We start from the raw sequence: 15,315 nt of genomic DNA, 5'->3' as shown, positions 1-15,315 counted from the left end.
ATAGTCCCTCCGCCTCGGCACTCTTTTGGCTTACCTCTTCCACTTTAGAGTGCCTGACGAACATACAAGCCCGGATGAAATCCGGGGCCTTTATCTGTTCGAGGCATCGGGGCATGGTGGGCGTGGAACCAATAGTTTCATTCGAATAAAAGTGCTTTTCGTGCAGAGGGTAGCGGTCGCCTGGATTAACTGTTTGACCGATGTTTCTGGTTTCGCCTCCCTCGGGCGAGTCGTTTTTATCTCCGGATGGCCGTCCTACAAAAGTAACCAAAACCGCCCGCCCCACCACCCGAGCTAGGCGTCCCCACCATCGCAGCTCTCGGCTTTGGCATCCTGCGTCGCTCTACCTCCTGCATCCATGCAGTCGTCGTGGCATCGATGCCGCTCAACCTCTTCCACGGCGATTCCGCTCACCCTCCTGAAGGAGCTACTCGCGCGCCTGATGCATCGGCGCTCTTATCGTAGGGTGCGCCGTGCGCACCGGGCTTCTGAACGCGAAGGCAGTAAATAAATCTGTCTTCTTTTGGTCCTGCCATCCACCGCTGCGTTGTCCATGCCTCATTGGCGAAATGCTACGTGGGGCGTTTTCCATGGGAGAGACGGGCGAGCCAAACCTGCTCACAGCCACCCACAAATTCTGTGTGCAGCGCTGTGGATAACCTTTGCAAAAGCGCTCCGCACCTAGCATTCAAGCGGGCCTCAGTAAGCCGTATAGTTTTTGCTCAATGACGCTTTGCTGGCGTTATTGCCAGACGGAATACCGCTTTTAATCAATCACTTGGCTCGAATTTTCAACACCCGGGCAGGGCGGGGACGTGTTGCCGGGTGTCGTGCACAGAATCTGGGGAAAGCGCTGTGGATAAGATGCGGGAAAACTCTTCCAGCCCAGGTGGGACAAGGGCTGCGTGGGGCTGGTGGTTTTTCGTACGGTGTCGCGCGGCTGTCATGTTTCGTGGCTATAGTGGCCGGTCGATTTATCCGCCGATGGAGCCCGCCGATGTCCGACTCGCCTGAACGTCCCGCCCCGGTCAGTTTTCTGCAGGCCTTCTGGTTCTGGCTGAAGCTGGGGCTGATCAGTTTCGGTGGGCCGGCGGGGCAGATTTCGATCATGCACCAGGAGTTGGTGGAGAAGCGCCGCTGGCTGTCCGAGCGGCGTTTCCTGCATGCACTGAATTACTGCATGTTGCTGCCGGGGCCGGAGGCGCAGCAGTTGGCCACCTATATCGGCTGGCTGATGCACCGCACCTGGGGCGGGGTGATTGCCGGGGCGCTGTTCGTGCTGCCGTCGCTGTTTATCCTGATCGCGCTGTCCTGGGTCTATCTGGTGTTCGGCGATGTGCCGCTGGTGGCGGGGATCTTCTACGGCATCAAGCCGGCGGTGACGGCCATCGTGGTGCAGGCGGCCTGGCGCATCGGCGGGCGGGTGTTGAAGAACGCCTGGCTGTGGGCCATCGCGGCGGCGGCCTTCGTCGCCATTTTCGCGCTGCAACTGCCGTTCCCGCTGATCGTGCTGGGCGCCGCGCTGGTGGGGTACATCGGCGGGTGGTTGGCGCCGCAGCACTTCGCCGTCGGTGCCGGGCATGGCGAGGCGGGCGGGGCGCATGCGCCGGCGTTGATCGATGACGAGACGCGCCTGGCGCACACGCATTTTCGCTCCAGCCGGCTGGTGCTGATCCTCCTGGTCGGTGCGGTGCTCTGGTTGCTGCCGATGGGCCTGCTGACCCTGGTGTTCGGCTGGCAGGGCACGCTGACGCAGATGGGCTGGTTCTTCACCAAGGCGGCGCTGCTGACCTTCGGCGGTGCCTATGCGGTGCTGCCCTACGTGTATCAAGGCGCCATCGAACATTACGGCTGGCTGACACCGCGACAGATGATCGATGGCCTGGCGCTGGGCGAGACCACGCCGGGGCCGTTGATCATGGTGGTGGCTTTCGTCGCGTTCGTCGGTGCCTATGGCCAGCCGGTGTTCGGCGGCGATTCGGCCTTCGCCAGCGGTGCGTTGGCGGCGCTGCTGGTCACCTGGTTCACCTTCCTGCCGTCATTCTTGTTCATCCTCGCCGGCGGGCCGCTGGTGGAGTCGACCCACGGGCAGTTGAAGTTCACCGCGCCGCTGACCGGGATCACCGCTGCCGTGGTTGGGGTGATCCTCAACCTGGCGCTGTTCTTCGGTTATCACGTGCTCTGGCCCGAAGGCTTCGCCGGCACGTTCGATTGGGTGTCGGCGTTGATTACCCTCGGTGCGGGCGTGGCGTTGCTGGGCTTCAAGCGCGGGGTGATCGAGACGCTGGTGGCCTGTGCGCTGGTGGGGTTGGTGGTGCATGTGTTGGTTTGAGTGGTGGGCTTGCGATCGCTTGGTGGGTTACGCGGCGCTTGAGGTGGGGGCGCGGCCCTAGGAGCGGTGTTCTTGCGCCGCTAACCCACCCTACAGGTATGCGCTTTGTTGAGTAGTGGTGGCTTGGGAGTGCTTGGTGGGTTACGCGGCGCTTCAAGTTCGTGCGTGGCTGTGGGAGCGGTGTTCTGCGCCGCTAACCCGCCCTACGGGAGCGCGCTGCCAGGGCTTTTGTGGGAGGGGCTTTAGCCGCGACAGCCGCTAGGCCTGGACAAGTAGCCGCTGAAGCGCCTCCCACAGGGCTGATCCCACTGCATCAATACGATTTCTTTACGCCCCGGCGGCGGGGCGCCAATCGAATCTTTACGGCCAGCCTTTCGACAATGCTCGCGAGCGGATTCCCCGCATCGTGGAGCTTTGCACATGAACGCAATCGATGGTGTGTCGCTGATCCTGGTGGTCGGCCTCTTCGCCTACCTGCTGTCGGCGCTGCTGACCGCCGGGCGCGGCTGAGGAGACGGCCATGCACGACTACGACTGGCTGCTGCTGGCGGCCTTCTTCCTGCTGGTGCTGGCGCCGGCACCTTTTCTCGGACGCTACTTCTACCGCGTGATGGAGGGCCAGCGCACCTGGCTCAGCCCGGTGCTGCAGCCGGTGGAGCGCCTGTGCTACCGCGTGGCCGGCGTCGACCCGGAGCGTGAGCAAAGCTGGCGCGGCTACGCCCTGGCGCTGCTGGCCTTCACCCTGGTCTGCCTGCTGGCGCTGATGAGCATTCTGCTGTTGCAGGGCGCTCTGCCGCTCAACCCGCAGCAGCTCGCCGGACTGAGCCTGCCACTGGCGTTCAACACGGCGGTGAGCTTCGTCACCAACACCAACTGGCAGGCCTACAGCGGCGAGGCGCAGCTGAGCTATTTCAGCCAGATGCTCGGCCTCGGGGTGCAGAACTTCGTCAGCCCGGCGGTGGGGTTGGCGGTGCTGGTGGTGCTGTGCCGGGGCCTGGCGCGGCAGTCCAGCGACCGCCTGGGCAATTTCTGGGTCGACATCACCCGCGCCGTGCTCTACGGCCTGCTGCCGCTGTGCCTGGTGCTGGCGGTGCTGCTGGTGTGGCAGGGCGTGCCGCAAAACTTCAGCGACTACGTCTCGGCCACTACCCTGCAAGGCAGCGAGCAGACCCTGCCGATGGGGCCGGCGGCCAGCCAGATTGCGATCAAGCAACTGGGCACCAACGGCGGCGGCTTCTTCGGCGTCAACTCGGCGCATCCGTTCGAAAACCCCACGGCGCTGAGCAACCTGCTGGAGCTGGCGTCGATCCTGCTGATTCCGGCGGCGCTGGTGTTCACCTTCGGCCATTACGTGCGTGACCTGCGCCAGAGTCGGGCGATCCTGGCCAGCATGCTGGTGCTGTTCGTCATCGGCCTGGCTGTTTGCGCCTGGGCGGAGTTGCAGCCGAACCCGGCGCTGGCGGGGCTGCCCATCGAGCAGGTCGGCTCGCTGGAGGGCAAGGAGGCGCGCTTCGGCAGCTTCGCCTCGGCGCTCTGGGCGACCACCACCACGGCGGCGTCCAACGGTTCGGTGAACGCGATGCACGACAGCTTCAGCGCCCTGGGCGGGCTGGTGCCGCTGGTCAACATGCTGCTGGGCGAGATCGTCTTCGGCGGCGTCGGCGCGGGCCTCTACGGCATGCTGCTGTTCGTGCTGATCGCGGTGTTCCTCGCCGGCCTGATGATCGGCCGCACGCCGGCCTACCTGGGCAAGAAGCTGGAGGCTCGCGAGGTGCGCCTGATGGTCGCCACGCTGCTGGTGATGCCGGTCGGCGTGCTGGTGTTCGGCGCCCTGGCGGTGAGTTTCGCCGGGCCGGCGGCGTCCATCGGCAACCCCGGGCCACATGGCTTCAGCCAGGCGCTGTACGCCTACGGCTCGGCCACCGGCAACAACGGCTCGGCTTTCGCCGGCTTCACCGCCGACACCCCCTACCACAACCTGATGCTCGGCCTGGCCATGCTGCTCGGGCGCTTCGGCTACATCCTGCCGGTGCTGGCGATTGCCGGCAGCCTGGCGGCCAAGCGCGCCGCGCCGCAGGGGCAGAACAGTTTTCCCACCCATGGGCCGCTGTTCGTCGTGCTGCTGACCTTGACCATCCTCCTGGTGGGTGGCCTGACCTTCATGCCGGCGCTGGCCCTGGGCCCGCTGGCCGAATACCTGGCGTTCTGAAGGAGAAACCGTGATGAATGCCCCCGTAACGGCGCAACGCAGCGTCAAATCGTCCAGCAGCCAGCCGCAGACCGGCCTCGGCGCGTTGTGGCGCCCGGCCCTCAAGCAGGCCTTCGTCAAGCTCGACCCGCGCCAACTGGTGCGCTCGCCAGTGATGCTGGTGGTGGAGCTGACAGCGCTGGTCACCAGCGTGCTGTGCTTGGTCCCCAACCCGGCGGTGAGCACCGCCCTGGGCGTGCAGATCGCCCTGTGGCTGTGGTTCACCGTGCTCTTCGCCAACTTCGCCGAAGCACTGGCCGAGGGCCGTGGCAAGGCTCGCGCCGACAGCCTCAAGTCCGGCAGCCAGGGGCTGATGGCGAACAAGCAGGTCGGTGCGCAGTTCCAGTCCGTACCGGCCAGCAGCCTGCGCAAGGGCGATGTGGTGCGGGTCGAGGCCGGTGAGCTGATCCCCGGTGATGGCGAGGTGATCGAAGGTGTGGCGGCGGTCAACGAGGCCGCCATCACCGGCGAATCCGCGCCGGTTATTCGCGAGTCCGGCGGCGACCGCTCGGCGGTCACCGGTAACACCCGGCTGGTGTCGGACTGGCTGCTGGTCAGAATCAGCGCCAACCCCGGCGAGTCCACCCTCGACCGCATGATTGCCCTGGTCGAAGGCGCGCGCCGGCAGAAGACGCCTAACGAAGTGGCGCTGGATATCCTGCTGATCGGCCTGACCCTGATCTTCCTGCTGGTGGTGGCCACGCTGCAGCCGTTCGCCCGTTTCGCCGACGGCGACCTGCCGCTGATCTACCTGGCGGCGCTGCTGGTGACGCTGATCCCGACCACCATCGGCGGCCTGCTCTCGGCCATCGGCATCGCCGGCATGGATCGCCTGGTGCGCCTGAACGTCATCGCCAAGTCCGGCCGCGCCGTGGAGGCCGCCGGTGACGTGCACACCCTGCTGCTGGACAAGACCGGCACCATCACCTTCGGCAACCGCCGTTGCAGCGCCATGCTCAAGGCACCAGGTGTGTCCACGCCGGAGCTGGCCGAGGCGGCGCTGCTGGCCTCGCAGGGCGACGACACGCCGGAGGGCAAGTCCATCGTCGGGTACCTGGCGGCGTTGCACACGATGGAGGTGCCCGACCGCGCCAGCATGACGTTGATCGCCTTCAGCGCCGAGACGCGCCTGTCCGGTGCTGATGTAGGTGGCGTGGCTTATCGCAAGGGCGCGGTGGACGCCGTGCTGGCCTACCTCGGCCTGGGCCGTGATGATCTGCCGGCGCCGCTGGCGCGCGAGGTGGAGAAGATCGCCCAGAGTGGCGGCACGCCGCTGCTGGTGGCCGGGGCTGGGCGTCTGCTCGGCGCCATTCACCTCAAGGACGTGGTCAAACCGGGTATCCGCGAGCGCTTCGCCGAGCTGCGCGCCATGGGCATCCGCACCGTCATGGTGACCGGCGACAACCCGCTGACCGCCGCCGCCATCGCCGCCGAGGCGGGTGTGGACGACGTGATCGCCGAGGCCACGCCGGAGAAGAAGCTGGCGCGCATCCGCGCCGAGCAGGCCGAAGGCAAGCTGGTGGCGATGTGTGGCGACGGTGCCAACGACGCTCCGGCGCTGGCCCAGGCCGACGTCGGCCTGGCCATGAACGACGGCACCCAGGCCGCCCGTGAGGCCGCCAACCTGGTGGACCTGGACAGCGACCCGACCAAGCTGATCGACGTGGTGCAGGTGGGCAAGGAACTGCTGGTGACGCGCGGCGCGCTGACCACCTTCTCGGTGGCCAACGACGTGGCCAAGTACTTCGCCATCCTCCCGGCGCTGTTCGCCGGTATCCATCCGCAGCTCGGCGCGCTCAACCTGATGCAGTTGCACAGCCCGCAGAGCGCGATCCTCTCGGCCATCGTGTTCAACGCGCTGATCATCGTCGCGCTGATCCCGCTGGCGCTGCGCGGCGTGCGCATCCCCGCGCTGGATGCCGGCCAGCTGTTGCGGCGCAACCTGCTGATCTACGGCCTGGGCGGGCTCGTCGCGCCCTTCGTCGGCATCAAGCTGCTCGACCTGCTGTTGGTAGGGTTGGGCTGGGTTTAACAGTGTTGTTTGAAGGTGCTGTAGGAGCGGATTCATCCGCGAAATGGTCGGACACGATGCCAAGACCATCGCGAATGAATTCGCTCCTACAAGAGCATCTCTGCGCTTGGATGCATGGTCGGTAGGAGCGGATTTATCCGCGAAATGGCCAGGCACGGTGCCAAGACGAATGACACAAGCCAAGCGACGTAGCCCGGATGCAATCCGGGGCAATCTGAACAGGAGACTCATCATGCTCGACTCAATCCGCCCTGCCATCACCACACTGGCCTTCATGACCCTGCTGGTCGGGGTCGCCTATCCCTTGACCGTTACCGGCGTGGCACACCTGGCCTTCCCCGACCAGGCCGCCGGTAGCCTGGTGCGCGACGACACCGGCGAGGTGCGTGGCAGCCGTCTGATCGCCCAGGCCTTCGATGGTGATCAGTGGTTCCACTCGCGCCCCTCGGCTGCTGATTACGCCACCGTGGCCAGCGGCGCCAGCAACCTGGCGGCCAGCAACCCGGAACTGTTTGCCCGCATCGAGCAGGCCAGCGCCGGCCTTGCCGGTGACACGCCGGTGCCGATGCAACTGGTGACCACCTCGGGCAGTGGCCTCGACCCGCACCTGTCGCCCGAGGCCGTCACCTGGCAGGTGCCGCGCATCGCCCAGGCCCGTGGCATGGCCGAAGCCGAGCTGCTGCGCCTGGTCGAGGCGCACACCGAGCGCCCGCTGTTCGGCCCGGCGCTGGTCAATGTGCTGGCGCTGAACCTGGCGCTGGTCGACAATCCCCCCACTTCTTCCCAGTGACGAGTGCTCGATGAACGACAGCCTGCGCGCCGAAGCGCTGCTCGCCGACCTGCCCCGTGAAGGCCGTGGTCGGCTCAAGGTGTTTCTCGGCGCGGCGCCGGGCGTGGGCAAGACCTACGCCATGCTCCAGGCCGCCCATGCGCAACTGCGCCAGGGCGTGGCGCTGCGTGCCGGGGTGGTGGAAAGCCACGGCCGCAGCGAGACCGAGGCGCTGCTGCTGGGGCTGCCACAGCAGCCACCGCTGCGCCTGCCGTATCGCGGTCTTGAACTCAGCGAGATGGACCTCGACGGCCTGCTCGCCGACCCGCCCAAGCTGGCGCTGGTCGATGAGCTGGCGCACAGCAACGCTCCCGGCAGCCGCCACGCCAAGCGCTGGCAGGACGTGCAGGAGCTGCTTGCTGCCGGCATCGACGTCTACACCACGGTCAACGTCCAGCACTTGGAAAGTCTCAACGACCGTGTCCGCGACATCACCGGCGTGCAGGTGCGCGAGACGGTGCCGGACTGGGTGCTGCAGGAAGCCGACGAGATCCAGCTGGTCGACCTGCCGCCGCGCGAGCTGCTCGAACGCCTGCGCGACGGCAAGGTGTACATGCCCGAGCAGGCGCGCGCGGCCATCGATGCCTTCTTCTCGCCGACCAACCTCACCGCGCTGCGCGAACTGGCCATGCAGACCGCCGCCGCGCGGGTCGATGCCGACCTCGACCAACGCTACCGCCAGCTCGGCCAGGCCGCGCCCAGCGTGCTCGGGCGCCTGCTGGTGGGCGTTGATGGCGATGGCGAGGCCGAGCGCCTGGTGCGCCACGCCTGCCGGGTGGCCGAGCGGCGTCACCTGCCCTGGTCGGTGGTGCACGTGGACGGCCGCCAGGCCATGGACGAGGACCAGCGCGGCCGTCTGCAAGCCGCGCTGCGCCTGGCCGAGCGTCTCGGTGGTGAGGTAGTGACGCTGCACGGCGACTCGGTGGCGCGCACGCTGCTCGACCATGCCCGCGAGCGCCGCGCCAGCCTGATCCTGGTTGGCAGTAGTACACGGCGCCTGCGTCGGCGCTGGTTCGGTCGTGGCCTCGGCGAGCGCCTGCTGGCTGCCGGGGCCGGGCTGGAGGTGAGCGTGCTGGATGCGGCAGGGGGGCAGCCACGGGCTGGCCGGCGTGCACGTCTCGCCCCGCGCTGGCGTGACTACCTGCTGGCCACGCTGGCTGCTGCCGGTGCCACGCTGATCTCCCTCGGTCTGGCGCGGGTGCTGGAGCTGCCGAACATCTCCCTGGTGTTTCTCGCCGCCGTGCTGCTGGTGGCGGTGCGCAGCAGCCTGGGGCCGGCGCTGGCGTGCTCGGGGCTGTCGTTCCTGGCCTACAACTTCCTGTTCATCCCGCCGACCCTGACCCTGCGCATCCAGCGGCAGGAGGATGTGCTGACCCTGCTGTTCTTCCTGCTCATGGCCGGGTTGACCGGCAACCTGGCCAGCCGCCAGCGGCGCCAGGTGCAGGCGCTGCGGCAGGCGCAGGGCGAGACCACGGCGCTGCTGGAACTGTCGCGCAAGCTCACCGTCGCTGCCGATCGCCAGGTCGTGCTGGCCGTGGCCGAGCAGCAACTGGATGGCTGGGCGGACATGCAGCTGACCCTGCTGTCGCGCAGCGCAGATGGGCAATGGCGCCATGAGGGGGGACTGCACGCCGAGTTGCTCGATGCCGAGCGCGCCGCCACCGACTGGGCCTGGCAGCACGAGCAACCTGCCGGTCTCGGCACCGACACCCTGCCCGGCAGTCGCTGGTGGTGGTGGCCGCTGTGCGGCGAGGAGGGGACGCTGCTGCTGATCGGTCTGCAGAGCGCCGACGGCACGCCGCTGGCGGACGAGCGTCGGCGCCTGGTGGCTGCCCTGGGCCAGCCGCTGGCGCAGGCCCTGGCCCGCGCGCAGCTGGCCGAGGAACTGGAAGCGGCGCGCCTGCACGGGCAGACCGAGGAGCTGCGCAGCGCGTTGCTGGCCTCGGTGTCGCATGACCTGCGCACGCCGCTGACCGCCATGCGCGGCTCCATCGACAGCCTGCTGGCGCTGGGCGATGCGATCCCCGCCTCGGACCGCAACGAGCTGCTGGAGGGCACCCGCGACGAGGCCGAGCGCCTCGACCGCTACATTCAGAACCTGCTCGACATGACCCGCCTCGGCCATGGTGGGCTCAAGCTGGCGCGCGACTGGGTGGCGCCCAGCGACATCGTCGCCAGCGCCCTGCAACGCCTGCGCGCGGTGCTCGCGCCGCTGCAGGTCGAATGCCTGTTGCCGCCGGAACCGCCGCTGCTGTACGTGCATGCGGCGCTGATCGAGCAGGCACTGATCAACGTGCTGGAGAATGCCGCGCGCTTCTCGCCGCCCGGTGGCCGTCTGCGGGTGGCGCTGGAGTACGACGAACAGGCGCTGCGCTTCGTCGTCGCCGACCAGGGGCCTGGCATTCCCGAGGCGGAACGGGCGAAGATCTTCGACATGTTCTACACCGCAGCGCGGGGCGATCGCGGCGGCCAGGGCACGGGCCTGGGCCTGGCGATCTGCCAGGGTATGGTCGGTGCCCATGGCGGCCGCGTCACGGTCGGCGAGGGGCTCGATGGCCGTGGCGCCAGCCTGACCCTGCACCTGCCATTGATCGCGCAACCGCAAGCCGCCGAGGAAGACTGATGAGCCAAGGGCCGAGCATTCTGCTGATCGATGACGAAGCGCAGATTCGCAAGTTCCTGCGCATCGCCCTCAGCGCCCAGAACTACCGGGTGCTGGAGGCGGCGAACGGCGAAGACGGTCTGGCCCAGGCGGCGCTGCACAACCCCGATCTCGTCGTGCTCGACCTCGGCCTGCCCGACCTCGACGGCCAGCAGGTGCTGCGCGGCCTGCGCGAATGGAGCCAGGTGCCGGTGCTGGTGCTCTCGGTGCGCGCCAGCGAGGGCGAGAAGGTGCTGGCGCTGGATGGCGGTGCCAATGACTACGTGACCAAGCCGTTCGGCATCCAGGAGTTTCTCGCCCGCGTGCGCGTGCTGCTGCGCCAGGGCCAGGGCCGCGAAGCCTTGCCGGCGAGCATCGCCTGTGGCGCCCTGAGCATCGACCTGGCCTATCGCCGGGTCACTGTCGACGGCAATGAGGTCGCCCTGACGCCCAAGGAGTACGCGGTGCTGGCGCTGCTCGCCCAGCACCTCGGCCGTGTGGTGACCCAGCAGCAATTGCTGCGCGATATCTGGGGCCCCAGCCACGTCGGCGACAGCCACTACCTGCGCGTGGTGGTCGGCCACCTGCGGCAGAAGCTCGGCGACGACCCGGCCGCGCCGCGCTACCTGATCACCGAGGCCGGCGTGGGTTATCGCCTGCGCGAGCCCGCTTGAAGTACCAAGGCCAGGCGCAGACGATCCCGATGCTGCAGGCCGTTCTCGAACAGCGGCTCGGGGTAGTGCTGCGGGAAGTAATCCGGCTCCACCGCCACCACGCGAAAACCGGCGCGCTGGTAGAAGCTCAGCTGGTGACCGAAGGTGCCGGTGCCCAGCTCCAGGCGCTGCGCCCCGAGTTGCCGCGCCTGGTCGATGGCGTGGCGTAGCAGCAGGGCGCCAATGCCCTGGCCCTGGTGCTCGGGCGCCACGGCGATATTCATCAATTCCCAGGTCTCGGCGCTCAGGGCCTTGATCACGTAGACGCCGACGACCGCGTCGTCCAGGCGTGCGACCACGCAATGGCCATCCTGGAGATAGCGGGCGATGACGCTGGTGCTGGGGTCTGCTTCCAGCAGCAGATGCACCGGCGCCTGCTCGCCGGGAACCTTGTGCAGGCTTGGAGTGATCATGACGAACCTTTCTCGAATGATTTTTTGGTTATAAATAAATCGTTATCTATTCTTTTTAATTCGTTTCGTTTCTGAGCATAGTGAGCACCACGCCAGCCGCTGCCAAGGAGCACGATCATGACCATCCGCCTGGGCGACATCGCCCCCGATTTCGAACAGGATTCCAGCGAAGGCCGCATTCGTTTCCACGAGTGGCTGGGTGACAGCTGGGGCATCCTCTTCTCCCACCCGGCTGACTTCACGCCGGTGTGCACCACCGAACTGGGCTTCACCGCCAAGCTCAAGGATGAATTCGCCAGGCGCGGCGTCAAGGCCATCGCCCTGTCGGTCGACCCGGTGGATTCGCACCTCAAGTGGATCGATGACATCAACGAGACGCAGAGCACCGTGGTCAACTTCCCGATCATCGCCGATGCCGACCGCAAGGTGTCCGACCTCTACGACCTGATCCACCCGAACGCCAACGACACCCTGACCGTGCGTTCGCTGTTCGTCATCGACCCGAACAAGAAGGTGCGCCTGACCATCACCTATCCGGCCAGTACCGGGCGCAACTTCAACGAGATCCTGCGCGTCGTCGATTCGCTGCAACTGACCGACAACTACAAGGTGGCCACGCCGGCCAACTGGCAGGACGGTGAAGAGGTGGTGATCGTGCCGTCGCTCAAGGATGAAGCCGAGCTCAAGCAGCGCTTCCCGAAAGGCTACCGCGCGGTCAAACCCTATCTGCGTCTGACGCCACAGCCAAACAAGTGAGTAGCGCACACGCCTGTTGTGTCACTGTCCGGTGGCCCAGCAGCCCCCTTGGCAGCGAAGTGCTGCCGGACCTGTGTGCCAGCGTTTGGGTGCGCAGTGAAGTACTCGCCTGGGTGGGGGCACCGAAGCTTCCATCGCGAAACCGCAGGACCCTGAAGTCACCTCGCTCCGGGAAATGGAGTTGAATGGCATTTTTTGCACGAAAATCACTTTGGTTATAACAAGTAAATAAAAAGATATTTTTCAGCTATATGATTTTTCTGCAGAATCGCGCCATCAAATAGCCTGCCTGCAGGTTCCTCTTTCGATAAGGACGCCTTAGATGCTGAAGAAGATCGTTCTGGCCACCGTGGCCAGCGCCACCCTGCTGACTGGCTCGCTGAGCCATGCTGCCGCCGATACGCCATTCCACAATGCCTCCTACGACATCGCCCGCGAGCTGTTCGGCGAGATCAATCCGCTGTTCGTCGAGCACTGGAAGCAGCAGAGCGGCAAGGACGTGAAGATCATCCAGTCCTTCGCCGGCACTTCGCGCCAGGCGCAGGACATCATTCAGGGCAAGAAGGTCGACGTGGTCACCTTCAACCAGGTGACCGACGTGGACATCCTGGCCAAGCGCAAGCTGCTGCGTGAGGACTGGGCTCAGCAGTTCCCCAACAACAGCTCGCCGTACTACAGCACCACCGCCTTCCTGGTGCGCGAAGGCAACCCGAAGAACATCAAGAGCTGGGACGACCTGATTCGCGATGACGTGAAGCTGGTATTCCCCAACCCGAAGACGTCCGGTAACGCCCGTTACAGCTACCTGGGCGCCTGGCTGTTCGCCAACGAGAAATTCAACGGCGACCAGGAGAAGGTCAAGGCCTTCGTCGGCAAGCTGCTGAAGAACGTCGAGAACTTCCCCACCGGTGGCCGTGGCGCCACCGTGGCCTTCGCCCAGAACGGCCAGGGCGACGTGCTGCTGACCTTCGAATCTGAAGTGATCAACATTGCCAAGGGCGACGAGTTCAAGTCCGCCAACCTGGAAATCGTGGTGCCGCAAGTCAGCGTGCTGGCCGAATTCCCGGTGGCCATCGTCGACAAGGTGGCCGACGAGCGCGGCACCCGCGAGCAGGCCAAGGCCTTCCTGGACTTCCAGTACAGCAAGGACATCCAGCAACTGCTGACTCGCTACAACTACCGTGTGCACAACCCGGAAGTGGTCGAGGCGACCAAGGCGCAGTTCGCGCCGGTGCGTCTGATCAACCCGACCGAGGTGCTCGGCACCTGGGACGAGATCACCGCCAAGCACTTCGACAACGGTGGTATCCTCGACCAGCTTCTGGCGGCGGGCCGCTGACCGGGACTCAGGGCGGGTGCAACCCGCCCTGGTGTTACGCCACAGATCAACTGTCGGTCGGACGGCTTTTCGTAGGGTGCGCCGTGCGCACCAAGCACGCACTGCGAGTTTCACGGTGCGCGCGGCGCACCCTACCCTGAAGCATCCGAGCACATGTCGACATGTGATTCGTGTTGTGACATTGAGTAAGCATCGTAATGGTCCGTTGGCCGCCTTCTTGGCGGCCAACTGCATTTGTAGAGCCGAGCTTTTCGTGAGTAAACCGACGCTGTTCTTCCTGCAGACCCCGCTGTTGCCCGGCTTCGGCCTGAGCTTCGGCGTCAGTGTGCTGTACCTCTCCCTGGTGATCCTGCTGCCGTTGTCGGCGCTGCTGCTGTACGTCAGTGACATGACCTGGGCGCAGTACTGGTTCGCCATCAGCGATCCGCGCGTGGTGCAGACCTACAAGGTGACCATCTCGGCGGCCTTCTACTCGACCCTGGCGGTGCTGGTGATCGGCCTGCTGCTGGCCTGGATCATCACCCGCTACGACTTCCCCGGTCGGCGTATCGTCGATGCGCTGATCGACCTGCCGTTCGCCCTGCCGACCTCGGTAGCCGGCCTGACGCTGGCGACGCTGCTGGTGCCCAACGGCTGGATCGGCCAGTGGCTGGGTTTCAAGGTGGCCTATGCCTATGCCGGTATCGTGGTGGCCATGGTATTCACCAGTATTCCCTTCGTGGTGCGCACCGTGCAGCCGGTGCTGCAGGACCTCGGCTCGGAATACGAAGAGGCCGCGCGCACGCTCGGCGCCAGCCGCCTGCAGACCTTCCGCAAGGTGATCCTGCCGACGCTGGCGCCGGCACTGGTCACCGGTGGTTCGCAGGCGTTCATTCGCAGCCTCGGCGAGTTCGGCGCGGTGATCATGATCGCCGGCAACATTCCCTATCAGACCGAAGTCAGCTCGCTGATGATTTTCGTCCGTCTGCAGGAATTCAATTACCCGGCGGCGGCGGCCATCGCTTCGGTGATCCTGCTCGCGTCGCTGACTCTTCTGTTCCTCCTGCAGGTCGTGCAGGGGCGTCTGTTCGCATGGCAACGGCAAGGTCGATGAAAAAACCTCAGGATTGGCGCCAGTGGGCGCTGGTAGTTCTCGGTCTGATGCTGGTGGCGCTGATTCTGCTGATGCCGCTGGCGCTGATCTTCACCAAGGCGCTGGCTGGTGGCTTGGGCCTGCTGTGGAGCAACCTCGGCGAGGACTACATGCTCCACGCCATCGGCCTGACCCTGCTGGTGGCAGCGATCACCGTGCCGCTGAATCTGTGCTTCGGCATCTGCCTGGCCTGGTGCGTGACCCATTACGACTTCCGTGGTCGCAAGCTGCTGACCACGCTGATCGACATCCCTTACGCGGTATCGCCGGTGGTCGCTGGTCTTTGCTACCTGGTGGTGTACGGCCTGGAAAGCTTCATCGGCCGCTGGTTCTACGATAACGGCCTGCAACTGATGTTCGCCTGGCCGGGCATCGTCATGGTCACCCTGTTCGTCACCGCACCCTATGTGGCGCGCATCCTGATTCCGGTGATGCAGACCCAGGGCCAGGACGAGGAAACCGCCGCCATGTGCCTGGGTGCCAGCGGCTGGCAGATCTTCCGCCGCATCAGCCTGCCGAAGATCAAGTGGGCGCTGCTGTATGGCGTGGTGGTGACCAATGCCCGTGCGGTCGGTGAGTTCGGCGCGGTGTCGGTGGTGTCCGGCACCATCATCAACCAGACCCTGACCCTGCCGCTTCTGGTCGACCAGCTCAACAACGACTACAAGCCCGCAGCCGCCTTCACCGCTGCCGGCCTGCTGGCGTGCATGGCGCTGCTTACGCTGTTCCTGAAAACCTTCATGGAGTGGCGCCAGCGCCGCCTGATGCAGCGCGCCGAGGCGTGATCAGGACGAGAGTGCGGTGGATGTGAAGAGCGATATCCACGGCCTGTGCTTCTATCGCGGCTGAAGCCGCTCCTACGGGTTGCGGTGCTGGTGTA

12 protein-coding genes are annotated in these 15,315 nt (G+C 65.9%); 11 read left to right on the top strand and 1 reads right to left on the bottom strand.

Annotated features, from left to right (window positions below; genetic code table 11):
• The first annotated feature begins 997 nt into the window (after positions 1-997).
• From chrA to ACN0X6_RS23260, 7 genes are all read left to right on the top strand, one after another.
• Entirely contained in the window at positions 998-2,332 is a 1,335-nt protein-coding gene (gene chrA / locus ACN0X6_RS23290) for a chromate efflux transporter (RefSeq protein ID WP_417707571.1), read from the top strand.
• A gap of 420 nt (positions 2,333-2,752) precedes the next feature.
• Entirely contained in the window at positions 2,753-2,842 is a 90-nt protein-coding gene (locus ACN0X6_RS23285; RefSeq protein WP_021490657.1) for a hypothetical protein, read from the top strand.
• 10 nt (positions 2,843-2,852) lie between these two features.
• Positions 2,853-4,541, top strand: coding sequence for a potassium-transporting ATPase subunit KdpA (gene kdpA, locus ACN0X6_RS23280; protein ID WP_417707569.1), 1,689 nt, complete (start codon positions 2,853-2,855; stop codon positions 4,539-4,541).
• A 13-nt stretch (positions 4,542-4,554) separates the two neighbouring features.
• Positions 4,555-6,612, top strand: coding sequence for a potassium-transporting ATPase subunit KdpB (gene kdpB, locus ACN0X6_RS23275; protein ID WP_417707568.1), 2,058 nt, complete (start codon positions 4,555-4,557; stop codon positions 6,610-6,612).
• 232 nt (positions 6,613-6,844) lie between these two features.
• The gene (gene kdpC, locus ACN0X6_RS23270; RefSeq protein ID WP_315286439.1) at positions 6,845-7,402 is read left to right on the top strand and encodes a potassium-transporting ATPase subunit KdpC; all 558 of its coding nucleotides are present in this window, start codon (positions 6,845-6,847) and stop codon (positions 7,400-7,402) included.
• A 10-nt stretch (positions 7,403-7,412) separates the two neighbouring features.
• The gene (locus ACN0X6_RS23265; RefSeq protein WP_417707566.1) at positions 7,413-10,064 is read left to right on the top strand and encodes a DUF4118 domain-containing protein; all 2,652 of its coding nucleotides are present in this window, start codon (positions 7,413-7,415) and stop codon (positions 10,062-10,064) included.
• Entirely contained in the window at positions 10,064-10,756 is a 693-nt protein-coding gene (locus ACN0X6_RS23260; protein WP_315286435.1) for a response regulator, read from the top strand. The genes ACN0X6_RS23265 and ACN0X6_RS23260 overlap by 1 nt, the downstream gene beginning before the upstream one ends.
• On the opposite strand, the gene ACN0X6_RS23255 is transcribed toward ACN0X6_RS23260, so the two are convergent.
• Complete coding sequence (locus ACN0X6_RS23255) at positions 10,732-11,208, bottom strand: GNAT family N-acetyltransferase (protein ID WP_315286434.1); 477 nt, start codon at positions 11,206-11,208, stop codon at positions 10,732-10,734. The genes ACN0X6_RS23260 and ACN0X6_RS23255 overlap by 25 nt on opposite strands.
• A 117-nt stretch (positions 11,209-11,325) precedes the next feature.
• Here ACN0X6_RS23255 and ACN0X6_RS23250 point away from each other — a divergent pair, with 117 nt between their 5' ends.
• The 4 genes from ACN0X6_RS23250 (at position 11,326) to cysW (ending at position 15,220) form a co-directional block, all read left to right on the top strand.
• Positions 11,326-11,964, top strand: a complete 639-nt coding sequence (locus ACN0X6_RS23250) for a peroxiredoxin (protein ID WP_315286433.1) — start codon at positions 11,326-11,328, stop codon at positions 11,962-11,964.
• Positions 11,965-12,286: 322 nt separating this feature from the next.
• Positions 12,287-13,303, top strand: coding sequence for a thiosulfate ABC transporter substrate-binding protein CysP (cysP, locus tag ACN0X6_RS23245; RefSeq protein WP_417707564.1), 1,017 nt, complete (start codon positions 12,287-12,289; stop codon positions 13,301-13,303).
• A gap of 253 nt (positions 13,304-13,556) precedes the next feature.
• Entirely contained in the window at positions 13,557-14,396 is an 840-nt protein-coding gene (cysT, locus tag ACN0X6_RS23240; protein WP_417707562.1) for a sulfate ABC transporter permease subunit CysT, read from the top strand.
• The gene (cysW, locus tag ACN0X6_RS23235; RefSeq protein ID WP_417707560.1) at positions 14,393-15,220 is read left to right on the top strand and encodes a sulfate ABC transporter permease subunit CysW; all 828 of its coding nucleotides are present in this window, start codon (positions 14,393-14,395) and stop codon (positions 15,218-15,220) included. The genes cysT and cysW overlap by 4 nt, the downstream gene beginning before the upstream one ends.
• The last annotated feature ends 95 nt before the right edge of the window (positions 15,221-15,315 follow it).

It is taken from the genome of Pseudomonas sp., from assembly GCF_048269965.1.
In the GTDB taxonomy this organism is placed as follows: domain Bacteria; phylum Pseudomonadota; class Gammaproteobacteria; order Pseudomonadales; family Pseudomonadaceae; genus Aquipseudomonas.
The sequence above is the reverse complement of the archived record's forward strand: the minus strand, read 5'-3'. Positions and strand labels throughout refer to the sequence as shown.